The organism is Salinisphaera sp. PC39 (assembly GCF_040361335.1).
Lineage (GTDB): Bacteria > Pseudomonadota > Gammaproteobacteria > Nevskiales > Salinisphaeraceae > APNM01.
The window spans coordinates 46,513-65,646 of sequence record NZ_APNM01000006.1; the positions used below are offsets into that span (position 1 = coordinate 46,513).

A 19,134-nucleotide genomic window follows, 5' to 3' on the forward strand; every position below is an offset into this window, starting at 1 on the left:
ACCCCGCGGGGCGCGTCCCCGGGTAGAGGAGAACCGATGAGCGCAACCGCACGCATCCTCCGGGTTGTCGAGCCGCTGATCTTCGGCCGCCGCTGGATCACGCTCGCCATCCTGCTGGGAATCACCGCCTTCCTGGGCTACCAGGCCATCCAGCTCAAGCCGAACGCCGGCTGGCTGAAGATGGTGCCCAAGGAACACCCGTACATGCAGACCTTCCTGGAGTACTACGACGACTTCGGGGGGGCCAACACCATCCTGGTGGCGCTGAAGAACCACGACGGCGACATCTACCAGCCGGACTTCATGGAGAAGCTCCGCCAGCTAACCGACGATGTGTTCTTCATCCCCGGCGTCGACCGGGCGCGCGTCAACAGCATCTTCACGCCCAACATCATCTACGTGGAGGTCACGCCCACGGGCCTGTCCGGTTCCACCGTGGTGCCCGGCGACTACGCCCCCACGCCGGAGATGATGAAGACGCTGCGCAGCAACGTCTCCAAGGCCAACGTGGTCGGGCGGCTGGTCTCCGAGGACCACACCGCGGCCATGGTGGTCGCCGAGCTCATCGACCGCGATCCCCAGACCGGCAAGCCCCTGGACTACACCGAAGTCGGCGACAAGCTGGAGGAGATCCGGGCCAAGTACGAGACCGGCGACACCACCGTCCACATCATCGGCTTCGCCAAGGTCGTGGACGACATGACCGACGCCTCCACGCAGGTGGTCGGATTCTTCGCGCTGACGCTGGTGCTCACCGGCATCCTGCTGTGGCTGTACACCGGCTCGTTCATGCTCGGCCTGCTGCCGCTGCTGTGCTCGATCGCCGCGGTCATCTGGGAGCTCGGCCTGTTGCACCTGGCCGGCTTCGGTCTCGATCCGTTCGCCATCCTGGTGCCGTTCCTGATCCTGGCGGTATCCGTCTCCCACGGCGTGCAGTACGTCAACGGCTGGGCGGCCGAGGTCGCCGACGACGATCGCGCGCCGTTCGGCGCCTCGCTGGCCACATTCCGGCGCCTGGCGATCCCGGGCACGGTGGCCCTGATCACCGACGTCGCCGGTTTCGCCACCATCTACATGATCAACATCGACGTCATCCGCGAGATGTCGCTGAACGCGGCCTTCGGCATGGCCTCGATCATCATCACCAACAAGGCGCTGATGCCGGTGCTGCTGACCCTGGTCCGGGTCCGCGACCGCGAGACCTTCAAGCGCCGCCAGCTCAAGCGCGAGGCCATGGGCGACGCCCTCTGGCGCTTCATCGCCCGTCACTTCACCAGCACCAAGCCGGCGGTGGCGACCCTGCTGATCTGCGGCGTGGCCCTCGGCTGGGCGATCTGGAAATACGACGACCTCACCGTCGGCTCGGCCCAGGAGGGCGTGCCCGAATTGCGGCCGGACTCGCGCTTCAACCGCGACGCCCGCCTGATCGGCAATCACTTCTCGCTGGGCGTCGACCAGTTCAAGGTGATCCTGGAGACGGTGCCCAACGGCTGCGTCGACTACGAGGTGATGGCGGCGATGGACCGCTTCGCCTGGCACATGAAGAACGAGCCGGGCGTGCGCGAGACCATGTCCCTGCTCACATTGGCGCAACTGGCCTACGCCGGCCTCAGCGAGGGCCGTCTCAACGCCTTCGTGGTACCGCGCAACCAGTACGCCCTGGCGCAGTCCACGGCCCTGGTGCCGACCACCACCGGCCTGCTCAACGACGACTGCAGCGCCATGGTGATCAACTCCTTCACCACCGATCACAAGGCCAGCACCATCCGCAACCTGGTCAACAAGGTGAAGGACTACCGGAAGAACGAGCTCGAGGCCGAGGACGTCCATCTCGCGCTCGCCTCCGGCAACGTCGGCGTGATGGCCGCCACCAACGAGGTGGTCAAGGACAAGGAGATCGAGATCGTCTTCTGGGTATACGTGGTCGTACTCACCTTCCTGTGGCTGTCCTTCCGCACCCTCTCCGGCGTGGTCTGCGTGGCCCTGCCGCTGTCCCTGGTCTCGATCTGCGCCTACGGCGTGATGGCGAGCCTGGGCATCGGCATGAAGGTCGCCACCCTGCCGGTGATCGCCCTGGCGGTGGGCATCGGCGTGGACTACGGCATCTACATCTACTCGGTGCTGGCGTCCGGGCTGCGCAACGGCCTGTCCCTCGAGGAGGCCTACTACCGCACCCTGCACAAGACCGGCAAGGCGGTGGTGTTCACCGGCATCGCCCTGGGCCTTGGCGTGGCCACCTGGCTGTTCTCGGACCTGCAGTTCCAGGCCGACATGGGCCTGATGCTGGTGTTCATGTTCACCGCCAACATGTTCGGCGCCATTCTCGTGCTGCCGGCCCTGGCCCGGTTCTTCGCGCACGAGGAACGCAAGCACGCCGGCAAGGACCTGAGCGGCGGCGCCGAATTCGCCACGGACGAGGCAGGCCGATGACTCGTCGGCAACAGCACAAGGAGACAAACGTGACGATGCGACACAATCGGATCGCGGACCGGGCGCTGCGCGCGCTCGGTGCCGCGGCACTCCTGCTCGCGGCGGGGACGGCGGCGGCCGCGGACATCCGCGGGCCGCGCGAGCCCGACCCCTCGGAGATCATGCCGCTGGCGGACAAGTCCCTGCTCCTGAAGGTCGCGGCGGCCGACGGCCGGCTCGTGATCGTCGGCGAGCGCGGGCATGTCCTGCTCTCCGATGACGGCCGCGACTGGCGCCAGGTCAAGGCGCCCGTGCGGGCCATGCTCAACCAGGTGCATTTCCTGGACGACACCCATGGCTGGGCCGTGGGCCACGACGGCAGCGTCCTGGCCACCGACGACGGCGGCGAGAGCTGGACCCTGCAGTTCTTCGACTCCGGCTGGGCCAAGGCCTTCTACGATGTGCACTTCTTCGACCGCGAGCACGGCATGGCGGTCGGCGGCAACGGCCGCATGCTGGTCACCGACGACGGCGGCGAAACCTGGCGCGACCGCAAGCCCGAGGTCTTCGCCATCGCCCACAACATCAACGATGTCGAAACCCTGGCCGACGGCACCCTGGTGGCGGTCGGCGAGCGCGGCCTGCTGGCCCGCTCGGACGACCGGGGCGAAACCTGGGAGATGATCAAGACACCCTATATCGGCTCCTATTTCGGGGTCCTGCCGCATGGCGAGTCGGGCATGGTGATCTACGGCCTCCAGGGCCGGGCCTACATCGCCGACGACGTGCATACCCTGCCGACCCAGGACCCCACCACTTACGACCCCTTCACCGCCTCCGGCGTCGAGGACCCGGAGGAACTCGCCGACATGGGCTGGCAACGGATGAGCGGCCCCAGCGAGGAAAGCTTCTTCGGGGGCACGTTGCTCGACGCGGACACGGCGGTGTTCGTCGGCGTGGACGGGGTGGTCTTCCGCGGCGACCTGGACGAGGCCACCCTGACGTCGCTGGACAGCCCCACCGGCAACCCGTTGTCGGGCGTGATCGCCCACGACGACGAGCTGATCCTGGTCGGGCGCGGCGGCATCTACCACATGCCGCGTCCCGATTGACCCTCGCGACCCCGGCGGCACCGGCCGCCGGGGCTTTCCGTCAATAATCCACGGATTACACGGATTTCGCAGAGCGAAGAAGCGTGCATCTGCGTCATCCGTGAAATCCGTGGATTTCTTGTTTCTCTACCAGGTAAGCGACAGGTTCCAATTCACGCGGCTGTCGCCGCCGGCGTCGCCCGCGGCGACCTGGGTCCACTCCCAGGACGCGCCCATCGCGGCCTCGGCCGCCCGGGGCCACACCGCGGTCAGCCAGCGGTCGAAATCCAGGCCCAGTGACAGCCGCTCGCTGCCGACCGGAGCGGCCACGGGCACGAACCACAGCGGATCCTTGGCGTGCGCCCAGCGGGCGGTGACGGACAGGTCGTCCAGCCGGCGCCGCAGGGCGACATCGGCGGTCCAGCGCGTATCCACGTCGCCGGCAAGCGGCTCGCCGATACGGCGCAGACCCAACTCGGCCCGCGCCTGCCAGCCGCCGACGAGCCGACTGTGGCTCAGACCCAACTCGTAGTCGGCACCGGCATCGGACGCGGAACCGGCCGGGCGCCGTGTGGCGACACGGCGCAGGCGCAGCGCGTTGCCCGTACGCTCGCCCCAGCGCCAGGCCGCGCCCCAGCTCTCCATCGACCAGCCGGCCGCCACCCGGCCGGGCGCGGTCACCCGGCACTGCCGGCCGCTGACGTTCAGCGATGGCGTCCCGACAGGGTCCAGGAATTCCGCCGGCAGGCTCAAGCTGCCGTCGAAGGTGCAGTCCAACGGCCCGGACACCGTCTCCCGGGGCAGCGACCAGCGCAGATCCAGGCCGATCGGACCCGGCCGCCACCGCAGGCCGGCCGCGGTCGAGCGTGAACGCCGGCGGCCGTCGCCGGTGAGCAGCGATTCCTGCCCGCTCTCGACATCCAGGCGCAGCGGCGCGCTCAGCGGCGTGGGCAGGGCCGCGGTCAACTGCTGGCTCAGGGAATGGCCGCCGAACTCCGTCGGCGCGCTGCGCAGCGACTCGCCGCCCGTGCGCATGCTGCGCAGGATATCGCCCGGCACCAGGGCGTAGCGGGCGCCGTAGTCCAGCCAGTCGCCGGCATCGCCGGCCCGCAGGCTGCTCCGGAACAGCGCCTCGTCGCCGCCCGCGGACAACGGCATCGCCGCGTCCACGTCCACCTCCGAGCGGACCGGCGGCATCTGCCAGTCCCCGACCGGCGCCTCCCGGCGGTCGACCGACGCGCAGGCGGACAACAAAAGGGCCAGGACGGCCGACATGGCGACCGGTGTCTTCAACGGCATCTCCCGGAAGGCCCGGAGGGCTCGAAAAACAAGACTCGTCCTTGACGACAGGCGCCCGCCCGGAAAGTTCACGGGCGAGGATTCCAATGAGGTAATCGGCGAAAACGCCCGCGCCTTGAGAGCCCGTTAATCTACTTCAGCTCGGAGGAACTCTTCCCCAGCAACCGCCGCGCCACGATCAGGAGCTGGATCTGCTGGGTGCCCTCGAAGATGTCCAGGATCTTGGCGTCGCGGGCCCATTTCTCCAGCAGGGAGGTCTCGGCGTAGGCGCTCGGGCCGATCAGCTCGACGCAGCCGAGGGTGACATCGGTGCCCATGCGGCCGGCCTTGGCCTTGGCCATGGAGGCCTCCAGCGAGTTGGAGCGGCCGTTGTCGGCCATCCAGGCGGCCTGGAGCGTGAGCAGGCGAGCCGATTCCCAGTCGGCCTCCATGTCCAGGAAGGCCGCCGCGGCCGCGGAGCGGGCGGCGGCGGGGCGGTCGTGATCGATCTCGATGCCCGCCCGCGCCAGCAGGTTCCGGGTCTCGTCCAGCGCCGCCCGCGCCAGGCCGATGGCCATGGCGGCCACGATCGGGCGGGTGTTGTCGAAAGTCTTCATCGCGCCCGCGAAGCTGCGCTGCGTGTCGATCTCCGGGCTGCCCAGGAGGTTTGCCTTCGGCACCCGGCAGTCGGTCAGCCGCAGGGTAGCGGTGTCGGAGGCGCGGATACCCAGCTTGTGGTCGAGCCGGACCACCTCCAGGCCGGGGGTGTCCTTGGGGACCAGGAAGGACTTGATCGCGGCGCGGCCCGCGGACGGATCCAGGGTCGCCCAAACCACCACCGTGTCGGCGCGGCCGCCGGCGGTGACGTAGATCTTCTCGCCGTTGAGCACATAGTCGTCGCCGTCGGCCACCGCGCGGGTGCGGATCGCCGCCGAGTCCGAGCCGGCGCCGGGCTCGGTGATCGCCATCGCCGCCCAGCAGCCCTTGAAGCGCTCGGCCTGCTCCTCGTCGGCGACGGCGGCGATGGCGGCATTGCCCAGGCCCTGGCGGGGCAGGGACAGGGCCAGTCCGACGTCGCCCCAGCAGAGTTCGATCATGCCCAGCACCGCGGCCAGGTTGCGACCGTTGCGCACGCCCTCGCCGCCGCTGTCGTCCTGGGACAGGGCGCCGGCCCCGGTCGCCTGCTCGCCGCCGGCATTCATGCCGTCCATCAGGGCCGCCAGCGTGTCGAGCTCGCTCGGATAGGCGTGCTCGGCGCGATCGTACTTGCGCGAGATCGGCCGGAACATCTCGCGCGCGACCTGGTTCGCCTGCCGGACCAGCCCGCGGTACCGCTTGGGTGTCTCAAGATTGATCATGGCTTGTCTTCCGTTATTCGGCTAACCACTAACCACAGAGACACAGAGATCACAGAGGGAAGAAAGAGGTTTGGCAAAGAACCACGAGGCGCATGCGTCTTACACATCGGACTTGTGCTCTTTAGTTCTTTTCAACATTCAATGCTTTGTGTCCTCTGTGTCTCTGTGGTTAGCAAAAATCAAATCATCACCCCGCCTTCCATGACCCCGGCGCCGCGCAGGTCGCGGTACCAGCGTTCCACGGGGTGTTCCTTGACGAAGCCGTGGCCGCCCAGGATCTGGACGCCGCGGCTACCGATGCCGGCGCCGTGGCGGGCGACCAGCCGTTGCACCAGGGCCGCCTCGCGGGCGAAGTCGCGGCCGGCGGCGGCGCGCGCCGCCGCGCGCCAGACCGCCAGTCGCAGGCCGTTCAGCTCGATGGCGATGTCCGAGATCATGAAGGCCACGCCCTGGCGGTGGCTGATGGGCTCGCCGAAGGCCTGACGCTCGTTGGCGTAGGGACCGACATAGTCCAGTACCGCCTGGGCCGTGCCCGTGGCCAGGGCGCCCCAGGCCAGCCGCGAGAGCGCGATCAGCGCGGCATAGTCGCAGCCGGCCTCGCCGCCGAGCCGGGCCGTGGCCGGTAGCCGCGCCTTTTTCAGCGACAGCCGGCCGGTGCCGGCCGCCCGCAGCCCCATGCCGGGGTCCGGTTCCACCGTCAGTCCTCGGGTGTCGCGCTCAACCACGAACACCCCGGGCGCGCCGTCCGGCCCGCGCGCGGCCACCAGGAAGAACTCGGCGTCCGCCGCGCGCGGCACCAGGCACTTGGTGCCGTCCAGGACGTAGCCGCCGCCCTTCACCTCGGCCGCGGTGTCGAGCCGGAGCGGGTCGAACAGCGGCCGCGGCTCGGTCACGGCCAGCGCGGCCGCCGGGGGCTCGTCGCCGGCGAACGGCGCCAGGTAGGCCGCCTGCTGGTCCGGGTCGCCCCAGCGCAGCAGGGCGTTGGCCGCGCCCACCGGCGCCAAGCAGGCCAGCGCCAGGCCCATGTCGCCGCGGGCCAGGGCCTCCGCGATCAGGGCGCCGGTGACCGGCGAGTGCTCGCCGCCGGCGCCGTCCAGTTCCTCGGGCACCGACAGGGCGGCGAGACCGAGGGCCGCGGCCTCGGACAACAGCTCGGGCGGCGCGGCACAGGCCCCGTCGGCGGCGGCCGCCGCGGGCCCCAGCCGCTCGTCGGCGAACCGGGCCGCGGCGTCGCGCAGCATGGCCTGGTCGTCGTCGGGCGTGAGATCGAATAGGTCACCGGCGGTCGACGCCGGCGGCCGGCCGGGCGACCCCAGACGCCGCACCGCCTTGAACGCACGGTTGCCGGCCGTGGCCGCGGCGAAGCCGCCGCGGCTGCCCTGGAAGACCAGGCGCTGCATGGCGTCGCGCAGCCCCCACCGGTCCAGCAGCGGGCTGCCGCCCAGCCGCCGCAGGGCGGCGATACCGAGTCCCATCGGATTGCGTGCCATCGCGTGTTCCCCCTCCGGTGTTCGCCCGGCTAGCGGCACTGCCAGGCGATGGTTGTCAAAAGCTCGCCGAGCGCCACCAGATGCCCGCCGAGCAGGGCCTTGCCCGTGACCAGCAGGGACGCCGCCAGCCGCCGCGACGGATCGGCCCAGCCGAGGATGTTCATGAAGCCGAGGTGGCCATAGGCCCGGGCGCTCAGCGGCCCGTAGAGGCCGAACGGGTTGGCGCCGAGCATCAACCCCTCGGAGTAGCGCATCGGGATCATCAGCGTGTGGTCGAAACGCAGCCGCACCGCGGGCTTCACCGCCCGGCGCACGGTCGCCGGCGACAGCACCTGGCGGCCCTCGTATTCCCCCTCGTCCAGGAGCATCTGGTAGAAGCGGGACAGCTCCTCGGCGGTGGCGTACAGGTTCCCGGCCGGCACCACCGCGCGCATGAAGGCGTCGTGGTTGGAGATGTCGACCACCTCCTCGAAGGGCGCGCCCAGGGCCCGCTTGACCGCCAGGGTCAGCGGGAAGCGCACCGGCTGGCCGGCGGTGTAATTGCGCGCCACCGCGTCGCGCTCGCCCTCGGGCAGGCCGAAGGTGAAATGGCGCATGCCCAGCGGCCGCCGCAGACGGCTGTCCAGATAATCGGTGAATTCGCCGCCGGTCACGCGCCGGATCACCTCGGCCAGGACGAAGCCGCCGGTGATCGCGTGGTAGGCCATGCGCGGGGCCCGCCGGTGCGTGGGCGGCGCCCCGCAGATCAGCTCGATGCAACGGTCCCAGTCCAGGAGGGTCTCGGTCGGCGCATCGTCGTCGGGCGCCTGGAACAGCGGGAAACCGCCCCGGTGCGACAGGACTTCGGCGATGGTGGTCCGGGCCTTGCCGCGGCCGGCGAACTCGGGCAGGTACCGCGCCACGGGCGCGTCCAGATCGATGCCGCCCTCCTCGGCCAGCTTGTGGACGAGGATCGCGGTGACCGCCTTGGAGGCCGAGAACAGACAGACGGGTGTGTCCGGCGTCATCAACACCCGTTCAGCGTCGTGCGGGTCGTCGGGACCGTTGCCGCGGGCGTGTCCCAGGGTCCGGTCCAGCACCGTCACACCGTCGCGGCGCAGGCAGAAGGCGATACCGGGATAGGCACCGCTACGGTAGAGGTCCTCGACCGCCCGCCAGACGGCGTCCACGGCACGCGGCGTCAGATCCGTCGCGCCCGGCGCGGCCTCGCCGGGCGCGATCGCCGTGACCGGCGCCAACGACGCCGGCACGTCGACCAGACGGGCACCGAAACGGCCGACGCGACTCATGGCATCGGGCGCGTCAGGACGCCTTGCGCAGCGTGCCGTTGCGCCGCTCCTCGGCGCGCGCCTCCTCGGACAACGGGTTCACCAGGTACTCGTGGCTGAAGTCGTCGGTGAGGATGGCATCGTAGCGCAGCGGGTCGTACTCGGCGATGCCGCGCGCCTGGGCCTCGTCGATCACGCCGGCGCGCACCGCCGCCGCGAGCTGTTCCTCCAGGGTCTCGCCGGCGATGTCGCCCTTCTTGAGCGCCTTGAGGAAGTCCTCGTAGTAGGGCTCGACCTCGCGCAGCTTCTCGTAGGCGCGCAGGATGCGGCCGGTGGGATCGTCCTCGCCCTCGCCCACGTAGACGTCGTAGCGCAGGCGGCCGGTGAACTCGCCCTGCGGGTCGGCGTCCAGCATGAGATCGCAGACGCGGGCGTTGAGGCTGTCGGCCGGGCCGTCGAACTTGCGGCCGCGCGGCAGCGTCACCAGCCGCAGCAGGGGCCGCACCGCCTTGACCGGGAAGTTGCGCGCGACCTCGTAGAGGGCCTTCTCGATCTCGGCCAGATGGTGTTGCATCGCCCAGTGGGCGTGGACCGCGTCGGCCTCGCCGCGGGCCTGCTCGTGGTGGTACTTGAGCACCGCCGAGGCCATGTACAGGTGCGACAGCACGTCGCCCAGGCGCGCGGAGATGCGCTCGCGCAGCTTGAGCTCGCCGCCGAGCACGCCCATGGCCACGTCCGAGGCGAACGCCAGCGCCGCCGAGAATCGTTCCAGGTGGCGGTAGTAGCCGGCCATCTCGCCGCTCACCGGCGTGCGCGCGAGGCGCCCCTGGGTCAGGCCCAGAGTCAGGGCCCGCACGCCGCGGTTCACGGCGAAGCCGATATGGGCGAACACCAGCCGGTCGAACTCGGCCAGGCCGGCGTCGAAATCGGGGTTCTTGGCCGCCTCCATCTCCGGATAGACGTAGGGATGGCAGCGGATCGCGCCCTGCCCGAAGACCATCAGGTTCCGGGTCATGATGTTGGCGCCCTCGACCGTGATCGCCACCGGCAGGGCCTGGTAGGCGGCGGCCAGGTAGTTGCGCGGCCCCATGATGATGGTGCGGCCGCTGTGGATGTCCATGGAGTCGAGGATGCACTGCCGCATCATCTCGGTCATGTGGTACTTCATCATCGCCGTGACCACGCTGGGCGTGCAGTGGTCGACGGCGGAGGCGGTCAGGTTGCGGGTCGCCTCCAGGATGTAGGCGTAGCCGCCGATCCGGCCCAGCGCTTCCTGCACGCCCTCGAACTTACCGATGGGCACGCCGAACTGGCGCCGGATGCGGGCGTAGGCGGCGGTGACGCCGTACATGCCCTTGCCGGTGGCGGTGGACAGGGCCGGCAGCGAGATGCCGCGCCCTGCGGACAGGCACTCGACCAGCATGCGCCAGCCGTTGCCGGCCTGCTCGGGGCCGCCGATGATGGCGTCGAGCGGCACGAACACGTCCTCGCCCTTGACCGGACCGTTCATGAACACCGCGCCCGGGAAATGGCGGCGGCCGTTCTCGACGCCCTCGGTGTCGGCGGACACCAGGGCGCAGGTGATGCCGTAGTCGACCTTCTCAGGATCGCCCAGCAGGCCGTCCGGATCCTTGAGCTTGAACGCGAGCCCGATCAGGGTCGCCACCGGCGCCAGGGTGATGTAGCGCTTGGAGAAGTTCAGGCGGATGCCGACGATCTCCTCGCCGTCCACGCGGCGCTTCTCGACGATGCCGGTATCCGGCATGGCGGTGGCGTCGGACCCCACCTCGGGACCGGTGAGCGCGAAACAGGGGATTTCCTTGCCGGAGATCAGGCCCGGCAGCCACTGCTTCTGCTGTTCCTCGGTGCCGTAGTGCACCAGCAGCTCGCCGGGGCCGAGGGAGTTCGGGACCATCACGGTCACCGCCGCGGTCAGCGAGCGGGTCGCGATCTTGGCCACCACGCAGGACTGAGCGTAGGCCGAGAACCCGAGGCCGCCGTGCGACTTCGGGATCAGCATCGCGAAGAAGCCCTTGTCCCGGATGTACTGCCAGACCTCGGGCGGCAGGTCCTTGAGCTCGAAGTTGATCTGCCAATCGTCGAGCATCGCGCAGAGCTGCTCGGTCTCCTCGTTCAGGAACCGGCGCTCCTCGTCGTTGAGCTCGGTCATCTCAAAGTCGAGCAACTGGCGCCAGGCCGGGCGGCCGCGGAACATCTCGGCCTCCCACCAGACCTGGCCCGCCTCCAGCGCCTCGCGCTCGGTGCGGTTCATGTCCGGCAGCACGCGCCGGAACAGCTTGTAGATCGGCTGCGTGACCACGGCCCGCCGCAGCGGCACGAGGTTGAACAGCAGCGCCGGCGGCAGGAACAGCGCGCTCGCCACGGCCAGGCCGACGGGACCGAGGGCGCCGCCCGCGAACAGGCCGAGCAGCACCGCGGCGGTCACGGCGGTGAAACCGATCAGGCCGACGCCGCGATACAGCAGCGTCCAGTACAGGGCGGCGATAAGCAGGGTCACGGCTAATGCAATCATGGCGAACTCTCTCCGACCGGCGGGCTCCCGCCCGGCCGAACAAACGGTCATTCCGAAAATATTGGTTTTAGGAATTTACTGCGACGCATCATCGGTGTCAATGATTTGACAACGTGCGTTTCCTTATTCCCTCATGACCCCGTCAACGAAGGATCAGCGGCTTTTCTAAAACGAACGGTTTATTGTTTGAAAAGCGCTCCTGGAGTAAGGTTGTCGGACCATGAACAAACCTCTTCGCAGCCGACGCCGCTATCGCGGGCGTACCCCGGAGCAGCTCGCCGCGGAACGGCGGGACAGGCTGCTCAAGGCCGCCCTCGCCCTGTTCGCCGAGCGCGGCTACACCGGCACGCCCATCGAGACCCTGTGCGCCACGGCGCGCGTGGCCACGCGCCATTTCTACGAGCAGTTCGACGGTCGCGAGGCGGTCCTCAAGGCGCTGTTCGACGACATCTTCGAGCACGCCAGCCGCGAGATATCCGCCGCCCTCGCCGACGACAGCGAGGACCTGGACGCGCGCGTGGGCAACGCCATCCGCGCGGCCATGCAGTACCTGCTGGAGGATCCCCGCCGGGCGCGGGTGTTCTGCCTGGAGAGCATCGGCGTCTCGCGCGAGATGGAGGCCCACCGGCGCGCGCGGGTACGCGACATCGCCGGCCTGGTGCATCGCTACGCCGACGCCCTGCAGGCTTCCGGCATGCTGCCCGAGCGCGACTACACCCTGCCTTCGGTGGCGCTGATCGGCGCGGTGTTCGAGATGATGGAGGAGTGGCTGACCACGGATACCGGTCTCGACGCCGACGGCCTCGCCCGCGAGGCGGTGCTGATCTTCCGCGCCATGATCATCGGCGCCCGGTTCTACGAGGACGAGCGCCCGCCCAAGGTCGAGGCCTAGGCCGCGTTCCTTACAGCCGGGCCTTCCCCGCGTCCAGCTTCTTCCGCTGCGCCCCGGTCAGCTCGGCGTAGGCCTCGCCGTCCGGCCAGAGGGCGTACACCGGCGAGCCGTCCTCCGGACTGTACCCCTCGCGCTTGAGTTCCACCTTGCGGTACTTGAAGGTGCCGGTCATGGCCTGCTCCGGCCGCGGCCGCAGGAACACCGGCACCGCGTAGGCGGGCAGGCGCTCGCGCAGATGCCGGGCGAGGTCCGCCATGTCCAGGTCCGCCAGCGATCCGGCGGGCGTGATCGCCGCCATGCCGGCCCGGCCGTCGGTGCCCGGTACCTCGACCCCGTAGACCACGCTTTCCTCGATGCCGGGATGGGCGTTGAGCGCGTTCTCGACCTCGGTGGTGGCCACGTTCTCGCCCTTCCAGCGGAAGGTGTCGCCCAGGCGATCGACGAAGGCGATGTGCCGCCAGCCCTGGTCGCGGACGAGATCGCCGGTGTTGAACCAGGCGTCGCCGTCCTTGAAGACGTCGTGCAGGACCTTCTTCTCCGAGGCGTCGGCGTCGGTATAACCCTCGTACGGGGCGAAGTTGGTGATCTTGGTCAGCAGCAGGCCGACCCCGCCCGACTCGACCCGGCGCATCCGGCCCTTGGCGTCGCGCACCGGGGCCTCGGTGTCGGGATCGTATGCCACCACCGCGAACGGCAGCGGACAAAGCCCGGCCGTGCGGTCCAGGTTGAGCCCGTTGACGAAGACCAGGTTGCCCTCGCTGGCGCCGTAGAACTCGCAGATGTGATGGATGCCGAAGCGCTCCTTGAACTCGTCCCAGATATCCGGACGCAGCCCGTTGCCGACCACCACGCGCACCCGGTGCCGGCGCTCGGCCGGCTTCGACGGCGCCTGCAGCAGGTAGCGGCAGAGTTCGCCGATGTAGCAGAACGCCGTGGCGTCGTTGGCGACCACGTCGTCCCAGAAGCGGGAAACGCTGAACTTGCGCGCCAGCGCCAGGGTCGCCCCGGCGGCCAGGACGCCGCCCCAGGACACCGTCAGCGCGTTGTTGTGGTACAGCGGCAGGGCGCAGTAGAGCACGTCGTCGCCACGCAGGCGCATGCCGGCCAGGCCCATGCCGGCCCCGCCCCGCAGCCAGCGCACATGGCTCATGACCGACGCCTTGGGCAGGCCGGTGGTGCCGGAGGTGAAGATGTAGAAGCAGGCGTCGGACTTGGTCACGCGCGCCGTCTCGGACAGGTTGCCGGCGTTCAGGTCGCGGCTTTCGGCGTCGAGATCGCGATAACCGGCCGGCGCGGCGCCCTGGCCGCCGTCGGCCACGAACCAGACGCGCCCGTCCGCGGGGCCGGCGTCGCCGCGTACCTCCTCGAAGGCCTCGCGCAGTTCCGGCCCCACCAAGGCCGCGGCCGCGTCCACGGTCCGCAGACTGTGCGCCAGCGTCTCGCCGCGCTGCTTGGTGTTGCACATGGCCGCGACCGCGCCCAGCTTCACGATCGCGGTGACCGCGATCAGGGTCTCGGGGCGATTGTCCAGCAGTACCGCCACCGCGTCGCCGTGACCGACCCCGGCGTCGCGTAGCACCCGCGCATAGCGGTTGGCGGCGGCGTTGAATTCGGCGTAGGTGTACTCGCGCCCCTCGAAACGCAACGCCGGATGCTGCGGCCGCACGCCCGCGTGGTGCTCCACCAGGCACCCGATGGATACATGCTCGCGGAAACGAGACCAGGCCATCAGGCCGACCGCGCGGCCGACGCGGTCCAGGCCGCGCAGCCGGTCCGGGTCCGGCCGCACCATGTCCCAGAACGTGACGCGATCGGTGGCTTTCTCGCTCGCGGTGGCGGTCATTCGGTGTCTCCCTCTACCGGTTGATCGGTCGCCGCGCCCGGATGCGCGGCCTCCCACAGGGCCCGTCCGAAATCGGACAGGCCGACGGTGTAGCGCAGCAGGCGCGGCCAGAGCTTGAGACCCTCCTTGACCAGGCGCTGGGCGTCCCGGACGGCATCGTCCGTGGCCAGGATCTCGTAGGCGGTCTTCATGTCCGGGTCCTCGGGCCCCAGCTCCAGGAGGCCGAGGGCGCGCATCTGGGTCACCATCACCGGTACCCGGTCGCGCAGGGTCACGCCGGCGTCGCGCCCGAGCGTGGTGGCGTTGTGCAACACGATCTCGCGCAGCGGCCCCGCCGGCAGGCCGGCACCGACGTGGCACAGCGGCACGCGGCGGCCGTCGGCCAGCGCCGCCAGCATCTTCGCCTGGTCGGGCGAGAGCTGCGCCAGCACCGAGAGATAGTCCCGCTCGCGGGCCTGGGCCAGGGTCTCGTGATCCGCGTCGTGCAGCAGCCGGGCGAGCATCTCGGCCGGGCGCGGCCCGATGCCCTGGGACATCGAGCGGGTCTCGTCGGCCGTCTCCGCGAGCCCGTCGAGACGGTGCTTGAGCTCGGCCAGGGCCCAGGTCTCGGCGTCCTGCAGGCGGCGCACGGCGGCGCCGGCCACCGGCAGGTCCTCGGCCGCGGTCATCGCGCCGCGCAGCAGGCGGACGCCGAACGGCGTCGGCAGGCGCAGGCTCTTGCTCCGGCTGGTCTGGTCGGCCATATCCCCTTCCCGTATCCGTGCCGCGGCTCCGGCCGCGGGGCAACCATGCTAACCGAAGGCGCGGGCGAATTCCTCGCCGAACACGAACACGAGCTGGAACCAGCCCACCCCGAAGCCCAGGGCCGCGCCCACCGCGATCAGCAGCCACTCGTCCTCCTCGAACGCCGGCCGCAGCATGCGTTCGAAGCCGACGGGGTCGAGCCCCTGCAGGCGGCTGACCAGGGTCTCGCGGATACGCATCGCGTCCTCGGCGTAGTCGGTGACGTGTTGCAGGGCCTCCGGCATCTGGGTGAGCACGTGATCGACGGCCGAGGCCTTCATGCGCTCGTAGCTCTCGGTGCCCACGGTCCAGGCCACGAACGGCCGCGCCACGCTCGCGGACTCGTCCACCACCCGCTGGACATGCCGCTGCACCAGGGCGAACAGCTTGTCCGCATAGGGACCGCGCAGCACCGCCTCGAGGATGTTGGCCGGGGTGAGGATCTCGTCGGAGACCAGGTTGCCGTAGTCGTGCGCGACCTCGCTCTGGCGCTTGAAGAACAGCCCCTGGATCGCGACCGGCCCGAACTGCCAGGGACGCTTGGGATTGAAGATCATCTTCAGCGCCAGCCAGTTGGTGGCGTAGCCCACCAGCAGCCCGAACGCCGGCAGCAGCCACCAGACGGGGTAGAGCCACCAGACCGTCATCTGGACCAGGCCGAACAGGAACCCGAAGTACAGCCCGGAGCGGGCGATGAAGCGGAACTCGGTCTCGCCGGTCTCCAGGAAGATGCGGTTGAGCAGCGTCTTGTCCCGGACCAGGCTGGTGATCACCATGTCCTTGAGATCGAACATCTGGTGGATGTTCTCCCGGACCTCGTCCATGACCTCGGCGACCATCGCCGGCGCCTCCGCCTGCACCCGCCGGATCACCCGCTGGCGCAGCGCCGCCGGCAGGGAGTCCCACAAACGCGGCTGGTGCTCGCGCATGACCGCCTCGGTGATGTCGTGGACCATCTCGTTGAGCGGCCCCTCCAGCTCCTGGGCGATGCGGTCGGGATCGAGCCGGTCGAAGATCTCCTCCTGGGTGATCAGGCGGGTGGTGATGGTGTCGACGGCGACCCCGGCCATCTTGGCGCACTTGCGCGGCACCACGCCCTGCCATCCCAGCCAGGGCGGCTTGAGGCCCACGAACTCGACCGGATAGAACATCATCCGGATCGCGACCAGGTTGGTCACGTAGCCGACCACCGCGCTGATCACCGGCAGCGACAGGTACTTGAGGATTTCCGGGTCGATGTTCATTTCCGGTGATCGGTGATTCGTGATTGGTGATTGGTGACCGGCCCATTCACCGGCGAAGGCACCGATCGCGGGTCAGGCGCCCTCGCGCGCCTGCAGGAGTTGGTTGGCCCGCTCCAGCGTCTCGATCACGGCCACGGCGCTGGCGCCGTCGGACAGCGGCGCGCGGCGGTCCTCGATGCGGGCGAGGAAGTGCTCCATCTCCAGTTTGAGCGGCTGGCCGTGGCCGCGATGAACCACCTCGCTGCCCTCGTCGCGGTTGCGCAGGTCCTTGTCGATCCATTTGCGGTGCAGGGTCACCGACTGCGCCACCTCGTCGTAGACCAGCATGCCGGCGGAGCCGCGGATGATGGTGCGGCGGTTGGTCTCCGGCCACAGCCAGGAGACGTGCAGGTTGCCGCGCACGCCGTTGGGGAAGGCCAGATGCACGTGCACGTCGTCCTCGACGCCGAGTTGCAGCAGCCGGTGGCCGCTGGCGCGTATCTCCGACGGCCGGCTCTCGCCGGTCAGGTACAGCATCACCGCGATGTCGTGCACGCCGATGTCCCAGAGCACGTTCTCGGCGGAGCGCGCCCGGCCCAGGGTCAGCCGCTCGTGGCGGATGCCGTAGAGATCGCCCAGCTCGCCGGTCGACAGGTAGTCCTTGATCCAGGAGACCGCCGGCTGGTAGAGCAGCAGGTGACCGACCATCAGCACCCGCCCGCGCTCGGCGGCGAGCTCGGTCAGGGCCCGGGCCTGCTCGCTGCTGTGGGTCAGGGGCTTCTCGACATAGACGTCCTTGCCGGCCTTGAGCGCGGCCTCGGCCATCTCGTAGTGCAGCGGCGTGGGCGTGGCGATCGCCACGGCGGGGACGTCGGACGCCAGCATCCGCCGCCAGTCGGTGTAGGTCGCGGCCTCCGGGTACTCCGCCGCGAACACCACCAGCTTGTCCTCGTCGGGATCGCAGATCGCGCCCAGGGCATCCAGTTCCGCCAGGTTGCGGACGATGTTGCGCCCCCAGGCACCCGCGCCGATTACCGCGACTTTCATCTCTTATGCCGCCCTCGTGTCCGTCCGGGTCCGCCCTTCCCCCGTGCCGGGGCGCCGGACCGCGCCGCCGTCGGCCCGTCTCCGGACGTTGCTGCTTGTGGATACGCGCGCCGGGATTCCCGGACCCTATCATGCCGGGGCCGGCCGGCGCCGCGACAGTGTAGCGTACCCCGGCCGGTCAGGGCTTGAGGCGGTAGCCGGTACGGAAAATCCACCACACGGCGGTCAGGCACAGGGCCAGGAATACCCCGATCATGCCGGCGCTGACGGCCACGTGGACGTCGGCCACGCCGTAGAAGCTCCAGCGGAAACCGCTGACCAGGTAGACCACGGGATTGAACAGGGTGATGGTCTGCCAGACCGGCGGCAACATATCGATGGAGTAGAAGGTGCCGCCGAGGAAGGTCAACGGCGTCACCACCATCAGCGGCACGATCTGCAGCTTCTCGAAGCCGTCGGCCCAGATGCCGATGACGAACCCGAACAGGCTGAAGGTGAGCGCCGTCAGCACCAGGAAGCCCAGCATCCAGAACGGATGCTCGATGCCGTAGTCCACGAACAGCCGCGCGGTGGCCAGGATCAGCAGCCCCAGCAGCATCGACTTGGTGGCGGCGGCGCCGACGTAGCCGGCCACGATCTCGATGTAGGAGACCGGCGCCGACAGCACCTCGTAGATAGTGCCCGAGAACTTGGGCATGTAGATGCCGAAAGCGGCGTTGGAAATGCTCTCGTTGAGCAGCGACAGCATGATCAGGCCGGGGATGATGAAGGCGCCGTAGGCGACGCCGTCGATCTCGACCATGCGCGAGCCGATCGCGGAACCGAAGACCACGAAATACAACGAGGTCGATAGCACCGGCGAGGCCACGCTCTGCAGCAGGGTCCGGCCCGTACGCGCCATCTCGAAGCGGTAGATCGCCGCGATCGCCCGCCAGTTCACGAGCGCGCCCCCACCAGGTCCACGAAAATCTCCTCCAGGGTGCTCTCGCGGGAGCGCACGTCCTCGAACTCGATCCCGCGCTCGACCAGGCGGCGCATGAGATGCCCGATGCGCGGGCCGTCGTCGCCGGCGCCGTAGGTGTAGACGATCTCGCTGCCGTCGGCGGACAGTTCCAGCGGCTCGTCGGCGAGCTCGTCCGGCAACGCCGCCAGCGGCCGCTCCAGCCGCAGCCGCAACTGCTTCTTGCCGAGCTTGGCCATCAGGGCCGCCTTGTCCTCGACCAGGATCAGCTCGCCGTGGTCGATCACGCCCACGCGGTCCGCCATCTGCTCGGCCTCCTCGATGTAGTGGGTGGTCAGGATGATGGTCACGCCGTCCTCGCGCAGGCGGTGGATCATCCGCCACATGTCCCGGCGCAACTCGACGTCCACGCCCGCCGTGGGTTCGTCCAGGAACAGGATACGGGGCTCGTGCGACAGCGCCTTGGCGATCATCAGGCGGCGCTTCATCCCGCCCGACAGCGCCATGATGCGCGAGTCGCGCTTATCCCACAGCGACAGGTCGCGCAGCACCTTCTCCAGGTAGCCGGGGTCGGCGGGCTTGCCGAACAGACCCCGGCTGAACCGGACCGTGGCCCAGACCGTCTCGAAGGCGTCCGTGGCCAACTCCTGCGGCACCAGGCCGATCTTGGCGCGGGCGGCGCGGTAGTCCGCGACGATGTCGTGGCCGTCGGCGAGCACGCGCCCCTCGCTCGGGTTCACCAGGCCGCAGACGATGCTGATCAGGGTGGTCTTGCCGGCGCCGTTCGGTCCCAGCAGGGCGAATATCTCGCCGGCGCGGATATCGAGGTCGATACCCTTGAGCGCCCGGAAGCCGGATTCGTAGGTCTTGCCGAGCTGTCTGACCGAGATGATGGGCTGCATCCGTACTCCGGCGCCGGTTCCGCGGACGCCGATTCTATCGGATCGGCCGCCGTACG

Annotated in this window: 14 protein-coding genes; 3 read left to right on the forward strand and 11 right to left on the reverse strand. The window is 69.5% G+C overall.

Annotated elements, in window-relative coordinates:
- Window positions 1-36: 36 nt before the first annotated feature.
- Together PC39_RS07370 and PC39_RS16630 are read left to right on the forward strand one after the other, a co-directional pair.
- A complete protein-coding gene (locus tag PC39_RS07370; protein ID WP_353252734.1) occupies window positions 37-2,430 on the forward strand; it encodes an efflux RND transporter permease subunit in 2,394 nt (797 codons plus the stop codon).
- Window positions 2,431-2,465: 35 nt separating this feature from the next.
- The gene (locus PC39_RS16630; protein WP_502950865.1) at window positions 2,466-3,521 is read left to right on the forward strand and encodes a WD40/YVTN/BNR-like repeat-containing protein; all 1,056 of its coding nucleotides are present in this window, start codon (window positions 2,466-2,468) and stop codon (window positions 3,519-3,521) included.
- 126 nt (window positions 3,522-3,647) lie between these two features.
- Here the strand turns inward: PC39_RS16630 and PC39_RS07385 are convergent, their stop codons facing one another.
- From PC39_RS07385 to PC39_RS07405, 5 genes are all read right to left on the reverse strand, one after another.
- Window positions 3,648-4,793, reverse strand: a complete 1,146-nt coding sequence (locus PC39_RS07385; protein WP_353252735.1) for a hypothetical protein — start codon at window positions 4,791-4,793, stop codon at window positions 3,648-3,650.
- 137 nt (window positions 4,794-4,930) lie between these two features.
- A complete protein-coding gene (locus PC39_RS07390; RefSeq protein ID WP_353252736.1) occupies window positions 4,931-6,136 on the reverse strand; it encodes an acyl-CoA dehydrogenase family protein in 1,206 nt (401 codons plus the stop codon).
- A gap of 179 nt (window positions 6,137-6,315) precedes the next feature.
- A complete protein-coding gene (locus PC39_RS07395) occupies window positions 6,316-7,626 on the reverse strand; it encodes an acyl-CoA dehydrogenase family protein (RefSeq protein ID WP_353252737.1) in 1,311 nt (436 codons plus the stop codon).
- Window positions 7,627-7,655: 29 nt separating this feature from the next.
- Complete coding sequence (locus PC39_RS07400) at window positions 7,656-8,915, reverse strand: serine hydrolase domain-containing protein (protein ID WP_353252738.1); 1,260 nt, start codon at window positions 8,913-8,915, stop codon at window positions 7,656-7,658.
- Window positions 8,916-8,928: 13 nt separating this feature from the next.
- Window positions 8,929-11,427, reverse strand: a complete 2,499-nt coding sequence (locus PC39_RS07405) for an acyl-CoA dehydrogenase (RefSeq protein ID WP_353252739.1) — start codon at window positions 11,425-11,427, stop codon at window positions 8,929-8,931.
- A 220-nt stretch (window positions 11,428-11,647) separates the two neighbouring features.
- Here PC39_RS07405 and PC39_RS07410 point away from each other — a divergent pair, with 220 nt between their 5' ends.
- Window positions 11,648-12,319 carry a TetR/AcrR family transcriptional regulator gene (locus tag PC39_RS07410; RefSeq protein WP_353252740.1) on the forward strand — a complete coding sequence of 224 codons (672 nt, stop codon included), beginning with the start codon at window positions 11,648-11,650 and terminating at the stop codon, window positions 12,317-12,319.
- Between the two features lie 10 nt (window positions 12,320-12,329).
- Here PC39_RS07410 and PC39_RS07415 read toward each other — a convergent pair whose 3' ends face one another.
- The 6 genes from PC39_RS07415 to PC39_RS07440 all read right to left on the reverse strand — a co-directional run bounded on the left by PC39_RS07415 (window position 12,330) and on the right by PC39_RS07440 (window position 19,078).
- A complete protein-coding gene (locus tag PC39_RS07415) occupies window positions 12,330-14,162 on the reverse strand; it encodes a long-chain-acyl-CoA synthetase (protein WP_353252741.1) in 1,833 nt (610 codons plus the stop codon).
- Complete coding sequence (locus PC39_RS07420; RefSeq protein ID WP_353252742.1) at window positions 14,159-14,905, reverse strand: Abi-alpha family protein; 747 nt, start codon at window positions 14,903-14,905, stop codon at window positions 14,159-14,161. Before PC39_RS07420 ends, PC39_RS07415 begins: the two co-directional genes overlap by 4 nt.
- Window positions 14,906-14,953: 48 nt before the next feature.
- Window positions 14,954-16,189 (reverse strand): DUF445 domain-containing protein, encoded by a 1,236-nt coding sequence (locus PC39_RS07425; RefSeq protein ID WP_353252743.1) that lies wholly within the window; start codon window positions 16,187-16,189, stop codon window positions 14,954-14,956.
- A 72-nt stretch (window positions 16,190-16,261) separates the two neighbouring features.
- Complete coding sequence (locus PC39_RS07430; RefSeq protein WP_353252744.1) at window positions 16,262-17,215, reverse strand: Gfo/Idh/MocA family protein; 954 nt, start codon at window positions 17,213-17,215, stop codon at window positions 16,262-16,264.
- A gap of 178 nt (window positions 17,216-17,393) precedes the next feature.
- Window positions 17,394-18,155, reverse strand: a complete 762-nt coding sequence (locus tag PC39_RS07435) for an ABC transporter permease (protein WP_353252745.1) — start codon at window positions 18,153-18,155, stop codon at window positions 17,394-17,396.
- Window positions 18,152-19,078 (reverse strand): ABC transporter ATP-binding protein, encoded by a 927-nt coding sequence (locus tag PC39_RS07440; RefSeq protein WP_353252746.1) that lies wholly within the window; start codon window positions 19,076-19,078, stop codon window positions 18,152-18,154. Before PC39_RS07440 ends, PC39_RS07435 begins: the two co-directional genes overlap by 4 nt.
- Window positions 19,079-19,134 lie beyond the last annotated feature (56 nt).